Below are 19,224 nucleotides of genomic sequence, written 5' to 3' on the forward strand. Positions count from 1 at the left end.
AACAAGATACTAGTCATAGCATAGATGCTTTGATATAATAAAATTTGTTGAAAAAAATATTAAATAGTAGGAAAAAGAACGAATGCATTTTAAACGAACCAAAGGTCAATATCGCGAAACAGATTGCGTGACACGTTTCAAATTAATAAAATCAGGAAAACATTGGCTCCGTGCTGCGACTTCTTATTTTGGATTGTTCCGGATCCTCAAGGGCGGAGTTGACAAGGTAAGCGTCCAAGTACCACAGCTCGAAGAAAACGCACCTTCTTCAGTAAAAGAGCACTTATTAAAGGGATTGTTAACAACGGGAGCCTTGTTAACTGGAGCAACTACGACCTATCGTGTACAAGCGGATGAATCGAATGATCCATCTGCTCTTGAGCGTGCGGTAAGTCCAGCGACAGATGTTTTGGCGGCATCAGATTCAGCTGTTTTAGGTCACTCATCAGAGTCTTCACAATCACAAACAGAAGCGACGTCAGCTTCTATTTCAGATTCAGCCTCTGTAGAAGCTTCTGTGTCTCATTCATTGAGTGTGTCAACGAGTGCGAGTGAATCTGCTAGCACGTCCGCATCTGAGTCAGCATCAACCTCGGCTTCAGAGTCTGCCAGCACTTCAGCGTCCCAAAGCGCCTCAACAAGTGCCTCAGAATCGATGAGTTCATCACTTTCTATGTCATCAGAGCCTATTGACTCTCAAGTTGTTTCTGGTGAAAAATTTAATTCTACAGTAGATTCTGAAGTTCAAGTTGTTGATTCTCACATGTTTTCTAGCTTGGTAGATTTAAATAGTCGAACCACGATTATTACTTCTACTGCTACAGCAACTATTGCGATGACATCAACATCTGAAGTAACATCTAAGAAAATGGATGAAGATCGCAAGAAACTTGAAAAATTGTCTGCCGAAATGGGCGAATATCTTGCTAAGGCGGTAGATTTACCGGATACAGATTCAGCTATTCTCAAAGTTAAGACGGCTACTGCTGAGATTGAGTTAGCGCTTAAGGATCCAAATGCAGATCTAGGTGCAGTTGTTAAGTCTGCTACTTCAGCTCGTAACTCTATCGCCAATGCTGTTTTACGTGCAAATTCAGGTCAACGTGATAGTCGGAATGGTCAAGCTATGCCAACAGGAGAAAGCCTCAGAGGTTTTGCCCCTGTAACGCTAAATCAGCATACGACAGCTGAACTTGTTGAGGGAACGTTTGCAAGCAGTAATCGTGAGGTCCTTTGGCGTATCAATATGCATTCACAGAGCCCGCTTAACTACGCAGGTCTGATCGCACAAGTGGATAAAAATACAACCATCACTCGAGTTCTTTTCAATGGGGAAGAAATGGAGAAACGTGGTAGTTCTGGAAATGAGTATGTTTTTAATAAGCGGCATGATTTGAATAGAAACTTAGATGCGACTATTTTAATCTACGCAGAGGTCAATAATAATTCTAGTGAAGCTACTTTGAATGCCCAGGTGGCTACAAGTAGTAGACCGTTCGATAGCGCTGCAACTGCTGGAAACTATACCCGAGTTATGAATGGTAGGGTTCCAACTGGAACAGGTCAGCGATTAGGCAGTAAACCACCATCTATTAAATTACCAAAAGAGATTACCTACTACAATGACGATAATATCGAAACTGTAAATATGCCGCTGAGTGATGATGTAGGGATGAAGCGCCTAGATGCTGCAAATAGTAATCCAATCATTACTGGCTTGAGTGCACCTAACTATCCAGCAACTAGCAGAAATGGTTATGGAGATCTTGGGACATATGATAGACGTGGTCGTTTTACAGGATACCAGAAATCGTATAATGTACAAATTGTAGGGATGATTGGTCGAAACAACGGAATAGGACAAGCTGGTCGTGCAGATGGAGCTTGGGAACCGTATAAACCTGGTGCATATGTTCTCGAATATACAGTTACGGATACTGACAATCAAACCTCTACAGCTCGGATGACTGTTCGTATCAAAGGCTTCAACGAACGTAACGAACCTGTGAGTGGTGACACTGTTACAGTTAACAATCCATCATCTTTGAGCGAGACTGAGAGAGCTCAAATTCTTGCAAACTTCAAGAGCAGAAATGCTGCTATCCTTTCAGGCACTGACTACGTGAAGGGTTCTGAAGGTGGTAAAGAAATTACAGTGTCTAACACTGGTGAAATCACCATTACTTATCGTGATAACACTGTGGATGTCGTCCAAGGTGGCGTAAGAGCTGAAACAGAAGTACCTGTACCTGCTGTTACAGTGATGCGTGATGGTCAGACTATCCCAGCTACTCCAAGTCCAGTAAGTAGTCGTGGAGATGAGCACATCGTCTATGCTGGTGATGATTTTACGATTAAGTTTACTGCAACTGATAATAGTGGTAAGTTAAAAGAGTTCAAGATTGTTCCGAAAGCAGATGGAACCCAACCAGGGTTGAGAGATAACTACTTTGAAGACCCTAAATACGGTACAGGAACTGTAGGACTCTTGACAGGAGATATCACAGCTACGCCAGAAAATCCAGCAACAATTACAGTCAACGCTCATATGAAAGATGATCTGGAGTGGAAGTCAGGAAATACTTGGCAACGAAATGCAGTTGCAACTGACCAAGTAGGAAACGTTAACGCCACAACTGGAACTGGAAATGTTCGTATTACCCAAGGGGAACTTAGGAACCGTCTTGCAGTGACAAATCCTGTTATTACACCAGTTGCAGATAAGAGTAACTTGACTGAAACTGAAAAGACAGCTGTCAAGAATGCTATCTACGCTAAGAATAATCAGACAACTCACCGTATCAAAGACATTGAAGTTGCAAACGATGGTACTGCGAAGATTATTTATAAGGATTTAACAAGTAATAGTCTTCCTCAGTTAGTAACTGTTAATGAACGGCCAAAATTGGTAATTCCATATGATAGACCAGATGTCAAAGAAATCGATATCTATCGTGGTGAGCCTACTAACCTAACCTTTAGTGCGACAGATGATTCTGGGGAAATTTCCTCTTTGAAGTTTGAAACACAAGGTACAGCTGACAATGCTAATGGTACAAACTACGCAGGATATACTGGAATTAATCGTTCAAATCCAATTACTAGCTTAACAAACGAGTCAAATGCAACTATTACCATCACTGGCACGCTTGATAAAAGTATCCCGGCGGGCAAATCATTTGAACGCTATTTGATAGCGACGGATGATCGTGGCGTCACAGATAGTGTTCATACGAAGAATGGTGTTGCTGACAATGGTTATGTCAAGTTTGTGATCAAAAATCAGACGGATAAATATAACGCTGTAGCTAAAGTGCCGACAGTTTATACTTATGTAGGCGAAACTGCTAGCGATTTATCAAATGCGGCTAACTTTGTTCAGCTTGATGGTGGGAAACAATTACCGCAAGGTGCTACTGTTGTTTGGAAGACACCAATTGACACAACTAACTCTGGGGATAATAAAACAGCTGTAGCGACAGTCACATACGCAGATGGATCTACAGATGATGTTACTGTTACTTACAGCACCATGACTACAATCAAGTCTAAAGATCCGATCAATGATATCCAAGGAACAACTCCTCACAATGGTAATGGTTCAAACTGGCTTGACTATGTGTATAAGTCGGGAGATGCTTGGTTCCCAAGTGGTTCACGACAAACATGGACAAATGAAGATGGAACTCGCTTGTCAGATGCTCCTATCACTACGACAGAAGCTGGGCAACAACGCTTCAAATTGACTTTTACATATCCTAAAGGTCGTCTTGGTGAGACAGATAGTTCGAAATTGCTCAGCAAGACAGTAGATGTTATTCATAATGTTTATAAGTTTGAGACTAATCGTTCTTATATCTTTACTCAGGGTCAAATAAATGATGATACATATAAACAAGTAGTTGCCAATCCAAAAGATTCTATTACGAAAGTGACAGGTGCGCCTGATTATAATGTAAATAAGACGAACTTCAGATGGGCTGATGGTGCTCCAGATCTTTCACAAGTGGGACGATTTACAAAAGATGTGGAAGTTGAACTACCTGTCGATGGTACGGGAGTACGTGTCAAACAACGAGTTCCAATCACTTACACAGTTAATCCGCAAACTCCAGAGATTTCTATTGATTCAACTAATGAGACAGGTGGCTTGCCAAATCGCTCGATTGTGGTAACAAATGTTACACCGGGATCAACTGTAACCCTGACATTAGCTGGACATACTTTTACTAAAGATGTAAAAGCTACTGATACTAGCGTCACTTTTGATCCCCAAGATCTGAAGAAAGCTTATGATGGTAATAATGGTCTTCTTCCGACAGGTAATGTGACAGCTAAGTCAACAGTTGATGGATTGAACTCAGAAGTCGCCTCAGGAACAATCACTCCAGAGCGTGTAAAACCAACAATCACTTACACAGTCAAAGTAAATGGTCAAGAACCTAAGAAAGATAGTAATGGTCGATATCTGTTCTATGCTGGGGATAATATCCAGATTACTTATACAGGTAAAGATAATAGTGGTAAATTAGTCACACTGAAGGTCTCTGGTAATAGAAAAGACCTAACAGACTTCTTCGAAAATAGACCTGAGTGGGGAACTGGTCCTATCACGAACATAATCAGTACCTTAACAAATGATGACCAAACTACCTTTACTATAAATGTTAATACTAATGAAGATCTTGCGTGGAGATCAGGAAACACTTGGGGACGATGGCTCACTGCTACAGATCCTAGTGGAAACAGTGTTGATGTAGGAGAAATTCGAATTCAACAAGATCAGTTGCAAAATTTGTTTAACAAGCCTGTTATTGATGTGACAGAAGTTAAGGATAAAAATCACTTAACAGAAACTGATAAGGAAAAAGTTCGCGAAGAGATTAAAAAAGCTCACGACAAGATTGTTCCAAACGGTCGCAATCGTATTTCTAGCATTGATGTAAGTGAGGATGGAATTGCAACTGTCTACTATAAAGATAATGCTAAAGTAGCATCGGGTAGCCAGCCATATTCACCGATAGTCTATAGCCAAGATGAAACTGTTTCAGAGAAGAAATATCGTTCTGAGTCAGCTTCAGCATCAGAATCAGCGTCAACATCGGCATCAGAATCTGCATTAACGTCAGCGTCCCAAAGTGCTTCGACAAGTGCGAGTGAATCCGCAAGTACGTCCGCATCACAAAGTGCATCTACAAGTGCGAGCGAATCCGCAAGTACTAGCGCATCGCAAAGCGCTTCAACAAGTGCGAGCGAATCAGCAAGCACCTCAGCATCGCAAAGTGCATCTACAAGTGCGAGCGAATCAGCAAGTACATCCGCATCACAAAGTGCATCTACAAGTGCGAGTGAATCCGCAAGTACGTCCGCATCACAAAGTGCATCTACAAGTGCGAGCGAATCAGCAAGTACATCAGCCTCACAAAGTGCGTCTACAAGTGCGAGCGAATCAGCAAGTACTAGCGCATCGCAAAGCGCATCGACAAGTGCGAGCGAATCAGCAAGTACATCAGCATCGCAAAGTGCATCTACAAGTGCGAGCGAATCAGCAAGTACATCAGCGTCACAAAGCGCTTCAACGAGTGCCTCAGAGTCAGCAAGTACATCAGCCTCACAAAGTGCATCGACAAGTGCGAGCGAATCAGCAAGTACGTCAGCGTCCCAAAGTGCTTCAATGAGTGCCTCAGAGTCAGCAAGCACCTCAGCATCGCAAAGTGCATCTACAAGTGCGAGCGAATCCGCAAGTACATCCGCATCACAAAGTGCATCTACAAGTGCTTCTGAATCAGCAAGTACTAGCGCATCGCAAAGTGCATCAACTAGCGCGAGCGAATCAGCAAGTACTAGCGCATCGCAAAGTGCATCTACAAGTGCTTCTGAATCCGCAAGTACATCCGCATCACAAAGTGCATCTATAAGTGCTTCTGAATCAGCAAGTACTAGCGCATCGCAAAGTGCATCAACTAGCGCGAGCGAATCAGCAAGCACCTCAGCATCACAAAGTGCATCAACAAGTGCCTCAGAGTCAGCAAGTACAAGTGCATCGCAAAGCCGCATCAACAAGTGCTTCTGAATCCGCAAGTACGTCAGCGTCGCAAAGCGCTTCAACAAGTTCGAGCGAATCCGCAAGTACTAGCGCATCGCAAAGTGAATCTACAAGTGCGAGCGAATCAGCAAGCACCTCAGCATCACAAAGTGCATCAACAAGTGCAAGCGAATCCGCAAGTACGTCCGCATCGCAAAGTGCTTCAACAAGTGCAAGTGAATCCGCAAGTACGTCCGCATCGCAAAGTGCGTCTACAAGTGCGAGCGAATCAGCAAGTACGTCAGCGTCACAAAGTGCTTCGACAAGTGCGAGCGAGTCCGCAAGTACGTCCGCATCACAAAGTGCTTCAACGAGTGCGAGCGAATCAGCAAGTACATCAGCCTCACAAAGCGCTTCAACCAGTGCCAGCGAATCAGCAAGTACTAGCGCATCGCAAAGCGCTTCAACAAGTGCTTCTGAATCAGCAAGCACCTCAGCATCGCAAAGTGCGTCTACAAGTGCAAGTGAATCCGCAAGTACGTCCGCTTCACAAAGTGCATCGACAAGTGCTTCTGAATCAGCAAGCACCTCTGCTTCAATGAGTGCTTCAACGAGTGCGAGCGAATCTGCAAGTACAAGTGCTTCATTGAGCGCCTCAACCAGTGCATCAAACTCTGTTATTACAAGTAAGGGAGAGCCTGAGATCCACTCTCTTGATAGCATTGATATTAATAGTGTTATTATCTCGGATTCTATGAGTGTGTCTGTATCTGAGAGCATCTCAGCATCGCAAAGTGTCTCAACGAGTGCCTCAGCATCCGCAAGCACCTCTGCTTCAATGAGTGCGTCAACTAGTGCTTCAGAGTCCGCAAGTACATCCGCATCACAAAGTGCCTCAACAAGCACTTCAGAATCAGCAAGCACCTCAGCATCGCAAAGCGCTTCAACGAGTGCATCAGAATCCGCAAGTACCAGCGCTTCTCTAAGTACAAGTATTTCAGCTTCAACCTCAGCACAGTCGTCAGAGACACATGCGAAATTGCCACAAACAGGTGATCAGTCAGCTAATACAGCTACCCTTGGACTTGGTTTACTAACAGGTTTAGTCGGCTTGGGAGTTGTTGCTAAAAGAAGAAAAGACGAGGATGAAGATGGAGATGGAGATGGAGTAATTGGACAGTAGTGAAGTTTGTTCACCTTTATTCTTCAGTACAAGAGAGGTTGGAAACAAAGTGCCCGACCTTCGATGACTAATAGTTATAAGTGCTTGAAACACTGCTTCGAGGTAGTGGTGAGAACTTACAAAGAAAGTTTCTTTTAGCCATAATCTTATGCTATATAACTTTTAAAGGGGTGGGACTACGAATGAATTTAGTTTAAATTCGTTCAGTCTCACTCCCTTTTTATATTTAATGGATATGTTAAAAGGAAACTTTTAAAATAATAATTGCAGAACAAGTATTTCGAGGTAGTAGGATGTTGTTTTTTGAAGTATTTATCTAGTGTTGAATAGTAAATTGTGTGTTATAATGTTAGTCGTACTAATTGGAAATGATTAGTTTTTTTAATCGGTTAAAATGTGGTTGGGACAATGTCTCTCCCTCCTCATTCTGTAATGTAGAAATTAAAAAAGGAAAAGCGCCTTGCATTTTCCACAAAAGAGGACATTATGACAGTATATAATATCAACCTGGGAATCGGTTGGGCCAGCAGTGGTGTCGAGTATGCCCAGGCCTACCGTGCCCAGTTGTTACGCAATATCCATGAACCAGCCAAATTTGTATTTATGGATATGATCTTAGCCGATAATATCCAGCATCTAACAGAAAATATCGGTTTTAAAAATAATGAAATCATCTGGCTCTACAGCCATTTCACGGATATAAAGATAGCACCTACGACCTATACGATTGATCAGGTTTTAGCAGGATTTGCAGGGAAACCGACGCGAGAAGAAGTCGAGGGCAAGATCAAGCGCTTCTTTTATGAGGACCAAGACAACTTTTTGACCTGCTACCTGCGGGAAGAAAACAGTCCCTATGTAGAACGCTGCGAGTATGTGTCCAGAGGGATCTTGGTGAGAAAGGATTATTTCTCCTACACTCGTTACTGTACTGAGTACTTTATTCCTAAGAATAATCAAGCTACTTTGATTGAGCGTCGTTTTTACAATGAAGATGGAAGTGTTGCTTACAGCATGCAGATGGCGGATGGTCGTGAAGTCTACCGTTTTCCAGACCGTTTCCTAGTTGGTCGGCAAGAATTGATCCGTTACTTCATGCAGACCCTTAAATTGACCAAGCAAGATCTGGTTATTTTAGATCGGGAAACCAATATCGGGCAGCCTATCTTTGAAGAAGCACAAAAAGCTCGCCTGGGTGTAGTTGTTCATGCAGAGCATTTCAGTGCCAATAATGTTGATGATCAGTACATCTTGTGGAATAACTATTACGACTACCAATTTACAAATGCGGACAAGGTGGATTTCTTTATTGTCGCTACCGACCGTCAAAAAGAAGTCTTGGCAGAGCAGTTTGTCAAATACACAAACCATCGACCTGTTATCTATACCATTCCGGTTGGTAGTCTTGCAAGCTTGCCACAAAACGAAAATCGCACGCCATTTTCTATGATCACCGCCTCTCGCTTAGCAACTGAGAAACATATTGATTGGTTGGTCCGAGCAGTGGTCTGTGCCAAAAAAGAGTTACCAGAGCTATCCTTTGATATCTATGGCAATGGTGGAGAAGAGGGAAAGTTGCGCTCTCTTATCAATGAATTAGGGGCGACAGATTATATCCGTCTCAAAGGACATGCCAATCTTGAAGAGATTTATAAGAACTATGAAGTTTACCTATCTGCATCGACTAGCGAAGGCTTTGGTTTGACTTTAATGGAGGCTATTGGTTCTGGTCTTCCGATTATTGGTTTTGATGTTCCTTATGGCAATCAGACCTTTGTAGTAGAAGGAAGAAATGGCTATTTGATTCCATCTTCTTCTGATCAAGTGGTGGATCATATTGCTTCTTCCTATGCTGAAAAGATTGTTTTGCTCTACCAAAATGAAGAGCTAGCGAATATGCGCCAAGCATCTTATGAGCGTGCGGAAGACTTTTTGACCAGCCGAGTAGAAGAAGCTTGGTCTCAATTGATTGAAGAGGTGACACATGCTGAATGTATTTGATAGTTATTCTCGTGAAAGCCAAGATTTGCTTCATTCTATGCAGGAGTCTGGTTTTCATCATCCGACAGTCGTTCTAGAGCCAGATGCTTTCTTGCCAGACGGTGTAGAGTCTCCTTTCCTTTATTTCTTAGGACAGCCAAAAGGTGAAAAACGAGGACGTTATTTTAATGAAGTCCTAGTTCCAGATTTTTGGGAAATTTCTGGTGATAACAATATGGGGAAAGTGACTTATTATGGTCAGGAGAAGGCTCGTATTTATTATCATATAGCTTCTTATAAACGTATTGTTGAACGTGTAGAGTGGTTGGATGACAAAAATCAAGTTGTGATGATCGAGCGCTATGATCAATACGGTCGCAAGATTGCTGTTACGACTTGTGATGGTCAAGGACAACCCTTAGTGACCACTTATTTGGAGGGAACGATTGAGCGCCTGACAGAAAATCATCAAACAGGTGATTTGATCTTAACCTTGCCTAATTCCCCTATGCAAATTTTTAAGAGTCGCTTAGATTATTTCATGTTCTATCTAGAATATAGAGGTTTTAATCTAGATAAAGTGATCTATAATACACTGGCCCTCTCCTTCAATGTTAGTCTACACTTGGGAAATAAAGGTGTTGAGGGGAATGATCTCTTAATTTGGCAGGAACCTCTTTATGATGAATTGCCTGGGAATATGCAGTTTATTTTATCTACTCCAAATTTGCGTACAAATAAAATTGTGATCCCTCAGATTAGCACCTACCAACGTGCTTTAGAATTAACTTCAACAGAACAACACAGATTCTTTAAGCCATTGGGCTACATTTATGATTTTCAGGTTAAAGAAGACATTCGTAAGGATACCTTTATCTTGACAAATTCTGATCAAATTGAGGCTCTAACTGAGCTAGTAGAGAAGTTACCGGATGTTACTTTTAGAATTGCAGCGTTAACGGAAATGTCTCCAGTACTTTCTTCAATGGTCCGCTATCCTAACGTTGTCTTATACCAAAATATTAGTCAAGATTGCATCAAAGAATTATTGATTCAGTCAAGTATTTATTTGGATATTAACCACTATGGTGAGGTACAAGGTATTGTTCGTAAAGCATTTGAACACCAACAAATTATTCTAGGCTTTTCACACACCTTACATGATCGACGTTATATTGCGCAAGAAAATATCTTTGAACAAGGAAAGGAAGCTGACTTCGTAGCGCGTATCCGGGAAATCTACCAAACTGTAGAGACATACAAGGAAGCTGTGGTTCAACAAATTACCCAATCAAGTAGCATTGAACCAGCTGTTTTCCGAGCTCGTTTGCAAGAAGAAATAGGCATACAAGCTAAATGATTAAAAGGGAGGAGGAATTTATGCTGTTTCTACAGGCTGATTCCTTATTCTATTAACATCGAATGTAATCAATGATGTAGAAGAATCACCAATACTAAAAAAGAAGTCGGATATTGTACGCCCCTCGAAAGAGAGTGGCACAGAAATCGGTAATTTGTTAGAATTCGATTTCGTCGTCCCACCTCCGCACAGTTGAGTAGGGCTGTAAAAGCTGATGAAATCAGCGTAGTAGAGCCCACTCAACCACTGCGTCTTGCTCGATAATCCAAAGAAAATTGAGAGGCTAGGACTTTTGTCCCAGCCTTTTTATGGGAAGCACATATTTGTATGACTTCTTTTTATTTGATAAATTGTAAAATTTAGTGCAACAAAAAAGCTCATAGCATTTCATTGGTGTAAATTGTAAGTAACCACACAAACAGAACCCGAGGAAAAACTATGAGCTACTCCCATCCTACCATAACCGACCGAATAAAGATAGAAACTTACTTGGAATTAGGTTTGAAATCTTGCCAAATTGCAAGTAAACTTGGCGTTCATAAGTCTACCATTTCAAGAGAGTTAAGTCGATGCAAAAATGGTTACTCCGCAGCCTTAGTACAGGAACAGTACGACCACAGGGCCAAGCAAAAGGGTCGGAGGTCTTGTTTGACACCAAAGTTGAAAAAGGAAATTGAGAACTGTTTAAGATATTCCTGGTCTCCTGAACAGATTTGTGGTCGCTATCAGCTTGAACAAAAGCCAATGGTAGCTTTTAAAACCATCTATAACTGGCTCTATACTGGTTTGATTGATCTGGATTTAAGCGTCCTTCGTCGTAAAGGAAAGACTCGACAACCAAAAGAAACACGTGGGACATTTAGGATTGGCACGTCTATTGCCAAACGTCCTAAAGAGGTCAGGAATCGTGAGACCTTTGGTCACTGGGAACTCGATACTGTGGTGTCTTTCAGAGGCAAAAGTAAGAGCTATTTAGCGACTTTTCTAGAGCGAAAAACTCGTTTTTACTTAGCTTTCAAGATAGCAGACAGTACAGCCAAATCCATGTTTTCGGCCATCGAACAACTTTGTAAGCTATTTCCAAAAGAGGCTCTTAAAACCTTTACTTCAGACAGGGGAAAGAGTTTGCCTGCTATCCTCTGGTGGAGAACTTAGGAGTTCCCTTTTTCTTTGCGGACGACTATTCTTCCTGGCAGAGAGGAAGCAATGAAAACGCAAATGGCTTACTAAGAGAATATTTCCCAAAGAAAACAGATTTAGCCGCTATCTCTGATGAGGCTTTGAACAAGGCTTTATATGATATTAATCACCGACCATGTAAATGTTTAGCTTACAGAACTGTTTGTGAAGCTCTAGAGGATGAGTTATAGTAAATGTTGCACTTATTCTTGCAATTTATCATATACTAAAGAAATTAAAGAAATTAAAGAATTTTAAAAAAGAAGTAGTTTTAGTGTCTACTTTTTTTTGATGATCCCTCCTGGTATTTTATGGTATACTGAAAGCGATAAAATAATTGGAGATCAAGATGAAAAAGATTCCTTTAGCATTTTCAGGTTGTCTATTAGGTTTAGCAGGAGCGGGAAACCTCCTGTCTGATACTTTCCCAGTTCTGGCTCATTTCTTCAGTTTGACGGGTTTGATCCTATGGGCTTTCTTTTTGTGTCACCATTTGATCTACTGGCAAGAAACCAAGATCGAACTTCAAGAACCAGCCCTTCTATCTGGAATGGCGACCTTTCCCATGGCTGGGATGATACTGTCGACTTATCTTTTACGACTCTTTCCGACATTTGGAGGACTCGCCCAGGCAGTTTGGTGGTCTGCTTTCCTCTTAGATTGTAGCTTGATTTTCTACTTTACCAAGAGCCATATGTTGGCAAAACCAAGAGCCAATGCAACCCCTAGTTGGACCGTTCTTTATGTGGGGATTGCTGTGGCAGCCTTGACCTATCCAGTGGTAGGAGTGGTTGAGTTGGCCTATCTGACTCTCGGGTTTGGCTTTGTCTTAACCTTGATTCTTTACCCGCTGATCTATCAGGGATTGAAAACCACCCCTTTACCGAGCCACTTATTGGGGCAAGAAGGCATCTATTGTGCGCCCTTTTCTCTTCTGTTAGCGGCCCTGGTTCGTGTGGGTGGAGCCAGTCTACCGGTTTGGCTGTTATCTATTATGATTGGTATCTCTCAAGCTTTTTATTTCTTCGTTTTAACGCGTCTGCCCAGAATGATAAAAGAGGGGTTTCAACCAGCCTTTTCAGCCTTAACCTTCCCAACGGTCATCACAGCTACTTCCTTGAAAATGGCCCAAGGTCTATTGCAAAGTTCTCTGTTAAGGCCCCTTGTCTGGTTTGAGACCATTCTTTGCCTAGCTATTCTTGTGTCGGTGCTAGTGGGTTTTATGACATACAGAAAAGAGTAGAGGGAAGCTGATAGGCGACTACAATAAGCTTGTGCTCCAATAAAAACTAGAGGTGAGAGACGGCTGACTCGACCTCTTTTTTGTCTACTTTCTAATTGAATCCTAGGAATGATTATGGTAAGATGCAATAAATCATTTTTAATCCCTTGAAAGGAATGTATGAAATTTTTAAAGACAAAGGCCAAGCTCTTTTATCCACTTTTACTACTGGTCTTTTATATCTTAGTTCGGCCACAATTTCGCGAGTTAGCCCAGCTGGTCAGCAACCAAGTCGGCCAAGCCCTTAGCTATTTTTGGACCCTTCTCTTTTTAGAGGCGGGATATCTGATGCTTGTTTTTTCCTTGGTGAAGAAATACAGTCCACGTACCGTTTTTCAGTGGGCAAAGAAGAAACAATTCCTTCCCGCTATCTACGCTACTATATTCACTAGTTGTGCCATCTATTGGTTAGACTACTTTCTCAGTGGGTTCACCAAAGGACGTCTAGCTATTTATCACTCCTTTCCAGTGAATTTAGAAGCAATAGGCTCTCTCATCCTATTCATATTAGTGGTCGTCATTCGACCGATGACAGTGGAGTTGATCTTCCGTGGGGCCCTTGTTCAAACTTATTTCAAAAACTGGCCCCTCTATGCTAGTGTATGGGGACCGGCACTTGTCTATGGGGGAATCCAACTCTTTTACCATCCGTTTACCATCATGAGTTTTTTGATCTATACCATCCCTTCCCTGTTTTTTGGATTACTGAATGAAAAGACGGGCTCCTTGTATTATCCTATCCTTGCTCATATCGGCTTGAACTTCATTTATAGCTTACCCATCATCTTGTCAAGCATCCAGCATCTCTTCTCCTAGTCGTTTTGACGGTACTGGAGAAGGCTTCAAACCAAGGGCCAGAAGGTCGTTGGTTTTTTTTGAAATTATGGTATAATAGAATAAATTTAAAAGAGGGAGTGGGAGTTTGAGAAAAAGCTATCGTGTCAAGCGAGAAAAAGATTTCAATGCCATTTTTAAAAGTGGTATGAATTGTGCGAATAGAAAATTTGTGATCTACCGTTTGCCGCAAGAGCAGCCCCATTTCCGTGTCGGCTTATCCGTGAGTAAAAAATTAGGAAATGCTGTGACACGCAACCGAATCAAGCGCTTGATTCGTCATGTTTTAATGAAGCACCAGGATCATCTTGTAGCAGATGATTTTGTTGTGATTGCTCGAAAGGGAGTTGAGGAACTGGATTTTGACCAGGTCGAAAAAAATCTAGTCCATGTATTAAAATTAGCGCAAGTCTATCATCAAGAAAGGTAATTACGTGAAAAAGAAACTAAAAATAGCTAGCTTACTCGGAGGAGCCCTCCTTTTATTAACTGCCTGTGGAACGTCTGAAGTGACTTCTCAATCATCAGGAGTGTGGGAAAAATTCGTTTACTTCTTTGCAGAAGTCATCCGTTTTCTTTCTATCGGAGGAAACATCGGAGTTGGGATTATCCTCTTCACTCTCTTGATTCGGACGATTCTTTTACCAGTTTTCCAATACCAAATGACCTCCTCGCGCAAAATGCAGGAGATTCAGCCTCTAGTGAAAGAAATCCAGGCCAAGTACCCTGGGAAAGATTTGGAAAGCCGCACTCGTATGTCAGAGGAAATGCGGGCCCTCTATAAAGAAAAAGGAGTCAAGACTTCTTCTGCCTTCTTGCCATTGTTCATTCAAATGCCAGTCTTGATGGCCTTATTCCAAGCCTTGAGTCGGGTAGAATTTCTAAAAGTCGGTCATTTCCTTTGGTTGGATATGAGCGCGACAGACCCAACCTTTATATTGCCAGTTTTGGCAGCCGTATTCACCTTCTTTAGCACCTGGTTGAGCAACAAAGCCATGCCAGAAAAAAATGGTGGAATGACAGCCATGATGTATGCGATGCCAGTGATGATTTTCTTCTTCGCTATGTACTCAGCTAGCGGGGTTGCTCTCTACTGGGTAGTTTCCAATGCTTACCAAGTTGGGCAAACTTACCTATTGAACAATCCATTTAAGATTATTGCGGCGCGTGAAGCAGAGCAACAGGCAATCAAAGATATAGAAAAACAAAAACGACGTGCATTTAATAAAGCACAGAAAAAGAAAAACTAAGAAGGAGTTTGACAGATGGTCCAATATACAGGAGTCAATGTTGAAGAAGCCATTCAAAATGGTTTGAAAGAATTAGATATCCCGCGCATGAAAGCACATATTACGATCGTTTCTCGTGAAAAGAAAGGGTTCCTCGGTCTCTTTGGTAAGAAGCCAGCTGTGGTAGACATCGAACCAATTGCAGAAACTACAGTGACAAAAGCCAATCAACAAGCTGTTAAGGGAGTTCCTGAGGCAATTAATGCTCAAAACGAACCTGTCAAGAGTGTCAGTGAAGAAACTGTTGATTTGGGTCGCGTGGTAGTAGCGATTAAAAAAGTTGAAGAAGAAGGCCAAGAAGTTTCTGAAGAAGTGAAGGCTGAGATTCTCAAACATGAAAAGGCTCCTGAAACCATTCTTGAAGAACAAGGCCATGGGGAGATTCTCGATTCAAGTCTTAAAGAAACTGAGTCACGCAAAACTTCTGATTTTGCTGATTTGGGCATTGAAGTTGAAGAAAGCTATGACATTGAAAAGGTTGTCTCTGATGTTACTTCTTATGTTCAAACTGTTATTGATGAAATGGATGTAGAAGCTAGCATTTCAAGTAGCTACAACCGTCGAACCATCAATATGCAGATTGATACCAATGAGCCAGGTCGTGTGATTGGTTACCACGGGAAAGTTCTCAAGGCCCTTCAATTGTTGGCACAGAACTACCTTTACAATCAGTATTCTAAGAATTTCTACATTGCTATCAACGTCAATGATTATGTTGAACACCGTGCAGAAGTCCTTCAAAGCTATGCGCAAAAATTGGCAAGTCGTGCTCTAGAAGAAGGTCAAGCACAACATACAGATCCAATGTCTAATAGCGAACGCAAGATTATCCACCGTATCGTATCGAAAATGGATGGAGTAACGAGCTATTCAGAAGGGGAAGAACCAAATCGTTACGTTGTCGTCGATATTGAAGGTTAATCTGCCGTCTAAAAAGGAAGATTTCAAAAGGGAGAGAGGAGTGTAAGCTTGGTCTCTCCTTCTCTATTTGAGAAAGGAAAATCGGAATGTATAGTAAGATGAGAGACTTTTTGAATTGTCAGGGAATCAAGTACCTAGCCCCTGCTAAAGCAGGTGAGGATGGGGAGCAAATGTTGGCCTATCGAGAGATGGGGCAAGAAGCTCGCAAGGAGTTCACTCATTTGGTTAGTGATTTTCAGAAGATCTTTCCGCGTTTAAAACAAGACAGGACCAGTCAGTGGATGAATCAAGCCCAAATCCTTCGCCCTCATTTTTGGGCTTATCTCCAAGGAGAGGGAGAAATAGCGGATCCGATGTTTGCCTTGCGACTTTATGGGGATGCGAAGGACTTTGGTGTATCCTTGGAAGTAAGTTTTATCGAACGCAAGAAGGATGAGGAGAGTCTACAAAAGCAGAACCGAGTTTTAACTCTTCCGGTTTCTTCGCCAGTCTATTATCTAGCCCAAGTCGAAGGTGTCAGTCAACGATTCCAAGGGACAGAGGCCAATCGCCTGAGTCTTCTCAAAGGTGTGGAAGCTGGCCAGGTCCGAAAGGTCTTGGTAAAGGTCGATGTGAATCTATCGCAAGCGACTAGCCGAGATGCCATTCTTGAGGAATTAAAGAAAGGAATGGTCTACTTGCTTCCCTACTATGAAGCAACTCGTCAAAGGATAGAAGGAGATGCCCAATAAAAGCGGTATCATTGAACCTGCCCCAACAAATTTTTCATAGCTATTGACAAACAGGCGTGAATCAGATAGAATAGTAAAGTATGTTTAGTAACTGATCACATTATAGCCGGCTAAACGAATACAAAATCTATGAGGAGGTATTCATCGTGAAACGTACTTATCAACCAAGTAAACTTCGTCGTGCGCGCAAACATGGTTTCCGTCACCGTATGGCAACTAAAAACGGTCGTCGCGTATTGGCAGCTCGTCGTCGTAAAGGACGCAAAGTTTTGGCTGCGTAATTCAGATAAAAACCTAAAAACCAGTAGAAACTCGAGACTACTGGTTTTTGTTTTGCCGAAAGTGAATTTAGAGGCTCTTTCTGCTATAATAGAAAGAAGAAAAACTCAGAAGAAAAGGAAAATCATGCAGATTTTTGATACCCATACTCACCTCAACGTTGAAGAGTTTGCAGGGAGGGAAGAAGAGGAATTAGAACTAGCAAAAGAGATGGGAGTCATTGCCCATAATATTGTTGGCTTTGACAAACCGACCATTGAGCGAGCATTAGAATTGGCAGACCAGCACCCAGAAGTTTATCTTACCCTTGGTTGGCATCCTACTGAAGCGGGCGATTATAGTCCTGAGGTAGAGGCCTATCTACTGGAACAGCTGAAACATCCCAAAGTCGTTGCCCTAGGAGAAATCGGTCTGGACTACCACTGGATGACAGCACCTAAGGAAGTTCAAGAGAAGGTCTTTCGCCGTCAGATCCAATTGTCTAAGGACTTGGACTTGCCTTTTGTAGTGCATACGCGTGATGCGCTAGAAGATACCTATGCCATTATCAAGAGTGAAGGAGTGGGTCCACGCGGTGGGATCATGCATTCCTTCTCAGGAACCTTGGAGGAAGCGAAGCGCTTCATGGATCTGGGAATGATGATCTCTTTTTCTGGCGTGGTGACGTTTAAGAAGGCGACAGACATTCAGGAAGCAGCCAAAGAGTTACCTTTGGACAAAATCTTGGTCGAAACAGATGCACCCTATCTGGCACCAGTTCCTAAGCGGGGCCGTGAAAATAAAACAGCCTATACCCGTTATGTCGTAGACTTTATTGCAGAGCTTCGTGGAATGACTAGTGAAGAAGTAGCTCAAGCCACCTATGATAATGCGAGAAAGGTATTTACCCTTGACTGAGAAAAGAAAAATACCAGAAGTGATTGTTGTTGAAGGCAAGGACGATACGGCTAATCTGAAACGCTATTATGAGGTGGATACCTATGAGACACGTGGATCCGCTATTAATCAAGATGATCTCGAACGAATTGCTACCTTGCAAGAGTTGCGTGGAGTCATTGTCTTTACGGATCCGGATTACAATGGGGAACGGATTCGTAAGATCATCATGCAAGAAATTCCGCAGGCCAAGCATGCCTTTTTAAATCGTGGCGAAGCAGTACCAAAATCCAAAACCAAGGGCCGTTCCTTGGGAGTAGAGCATGCCAGCTTTGAAGACTTAGAAAAGGCCCTAGCTGGACTGGTTGGCTCCTATGAAGATGAGCATTTCTTTGATATTACCAAGACTGATCTGATGCGACTCGGCCTGCTAATGGGCAGTGACAGTCGCAAACGACGGGAATATCTAGGCGAAGCCTTGCGCATCGGCTATTGCAATGGCAAACAACTGCTCAAACGTTTGGAGTTGTTTGGGATTTGTTTGGCCCAAGTAGAAGAAGTCATGGCCCGTTATTAAAAATAGGAACAGAGGTAGAAGATGGGATTGTTCGACCGATTTACAGATAAGAAAAAAGAGATAGGATTTTCGTTAGAGAATGTTTTCGCAGAACACCAAAAGAACCCGCGACATTTTTTGATTCCGAGTCAAGAAGAAATCAACCAATTGAAGCTTGGGGACCAGGTTCGCCTTATCTTTGTGCTGGATACAGTCTTGGAGAATGGGTGTCGAGCAGAGCGTATGTGGGTCGAACTCACTGAAATCCGCGATGGGAAGTTCAAAGGACGTTTAACCAATCAACCCGCTTTTATTACCTCCATCCAGCTTGGTGATGAGCTGGATTTTACGCAGGAACATATCGCAAGCCTGATGGTCCCCCCGCTGAATCTTGATACACAAAAAGGGGCCATGATTACCAAGGATTGCTTCCTACGACGTGAGATTAATTGGGCCATTCACGATGAACCTCATCACCCACAAGATAGTGGTTGGCAGTTCTTTACAGGTTATGAGTCCCAGGAAGACTTGGATGATCCATCTAAGGTCACCATTATTAGTCTTGAAGACGCCTTGGAAATGGAGCCCTTGTTAGAAACCGTCTTAGATAAGAATGGGGAAGCTTATGTCTACCAAGCGGAGCAGAATGCCTTTGTGGAAGACTGTTAGACTAGATTGTAGAGAAACACAAGAGAGATAGAGTGATTATTTCTTACACTAAACGGATTA

The 19,224-nt window shown here is 42.3% G+C and carries 12 protein-coding genes and 3 pseudogenes; all 15 read left to right on the forward strand.

Annotated features, from left to right (window positions below):
- Positions 1–82 precede the first annotated feature (82 nt).
- A pseudogene (locus tag HMPREF9421_RS11025) lies at positions 83–3,520 on the forward strand (accessory Sec-dependent serine-rich glycoprotein adhesin); the annotation flags it as partial.
- Positions 3,521–4,846: 1,326 nt separating this feature from the next.
- A pseudogene (locus HMPREF9421_RS11155) lies at positions 4,847–7,208 on the forward strand (LPXTG cell wall anchor domain-containing protein); the annotation flags it as partial.
- Positions 7,209–7,694: 486 nt separating this feature from the next.
- Complete coding sequence (gene gtfA / locus HMPREF9421_RS02980; RefSeq protein ID WP_006595507.1) at positions 7,695–9,209, forward strand: accessory Sec system glycosyltransferase GtfA; 1,515 nt, start codon at positions 7,695–7,697, stop codon at positions 9,207–9,209.
- A complete protein-coding gene (gene gtfB, locus HMPREF9421_RS02985; protein WP_006595508.1) occupies positions 9,193–10,548 on the forward strand; it encodes an accessory Sec system glycosylation chaperone GtfB in 1,356 nt (451 codons plus the stop codon). Before gtfA ends, gtfB begins: the two co-directional genes overlap by 17 nt.
- A 438-nt stretch (positions 10,549–10,986) precedes the next feature.
- A pseudogene (locus HMPREF9421_RS02990) lies at positions 10,987–11,918 on the forward strand (IS30 family transposase).
- A gap of 158 nt (positions 11,919–12,076) precedes the next feature.
- Positions 12,077–12,970, forward strand: coding sequence for a TDT family transporter (locus tag HMPREF9421_RS03000; RefSeq protein ID WP_006595511.1), 894 nt, complete (start codon positions 12,077–12,079; stop codon positions 12,968–12,970).
- Between the two features lie 159 nt (positions 12,971–13,129).
- Entirely contained in the window at positions 13,130–13,825 is a 696-nt protein-coding gene (locus HMPREF9421_RS03005; RefSeq protein ID WP_006595512.1) for a CPBP family intramembrane glutamic endopeptidase, read from the forward strand.
- A 106-nt stretch (positions 13,826–13,931) separates the two neighbouring features.
- The gene (gene rnpA, locus HMPREF9421_RS03010) at positions 13,932–14,273 is read left to right on the forward strand and encodes a ribonuclease P protein component (protein ID WP_006595513.1); all 342 of its coding nucleotides are present in this window, start codon (positions 13,932–13,934) and stop codon (positions 14,271–14,273) included.
- A gap of 4 nt (positions 14,274–14,277) precedes the next feature.
- Positions 14,278–15,093 carry a YidC/Oxa1 family membrane protein insertase gene (locus HMPREF9421_RS03015; protein ID WP_006595514.1) on the forward strand — a complete coding sequence of 272 codons (816 nt, stop codon included), beginning with the start codon at positions 14,278–14,280 and terminating at the stop codon, positions 15,091–15,093.
- 15 nt (positions 15,094–15,108) lie between these two features.
- The gene (gene jag / locus HMPREF9421_RS03020) at positions 15,109–16,053 is read left to right on the forward strand and encodes an RNA-binding cell elongation regulator Jag/EloR (RefSeq protein WP_006595515.1); all 945 of its coding nucleotides are present in this window, start codon (positions 15,109–15,111) and stop codon (positions 16,051–16,053) included.
- Between the two features lie 80 nt (positions 16,054–16,133).
- Positions 16,134–16,784 carry a hypothetical protein gene (locus HMPREF9421_RS03025; RefSeq protein WP_040802903.1) on the forward strand — a complete coding sequence of 217 codons (651 nt, stop codon included), beginning with the start codon at positions 16,134–16,136 and terminating at the stop codon, positions 16,782–16,784.
- Positions 16,785–16,930: 146 nt separating this feature from the next.
- Positions 16,931–17,065: a 50S ribosomal protein L34 gene (gene rpmH, locus HMPREF9421_RS03030; protein WP_003003086.1), complete on the forward strand. Its 135-nt coding sequence runs from the start codon at positions 16,931–16,933 to the stop codon at positions 17,063–17,065.
- 124 nt (positions 17,066–17,189) lie between these two features.
- Positions 17,190–17,960 (forward strand): TatD family hydrolase, encoded by a 771-nt coding sequence (locus HMPREF9421_RS03035; RefSeq protein ID WP_006597100.1) that lies wholly within the window; start codon positions 17,190–17,192, stop codon positions 17,958–17,960.
- Entirely contained in the window at positions 17,932–18,516 is a 585-nt protein-coding gene (gene rnmV / locus HMPREF9421_RS03040; protein ID WP_040802910.1) for a ribonuclease M5, read from the forward strand. The genes HMPREF9421_RS03035 and rnmV overlap by 29 nt, the downstream gene beginning before the upstream one ends.
- Before the next feature lie 21 nt (positions 18,517–18,537).
- Positions 18,538–19,164 carry an immunity protein Imm33 domain-containing protein gene (locus HMPREF9421_RS03045; protein ID WP_006595519.1) on the forward strand — a complete coding sequence of 209 codons (627 nt, stop codon included), beginning with the start codon at positions 18,538–18,540 and terminating at the stop codon, positions 19,162–19,164.
- Positions 19,165–19,224: the final 60 nt, after the last annotated feature.

It is taken from the genome of Streptococcus australis ATCC 700641 (assembly GCF_000186465.1).
Taxonomy (GTDB): domain Bacteria; phylum Bacillota; class Bacilli; order Lactobacillales; family Streptococcaceae; genus Streptococcus; species Streptococcus australis.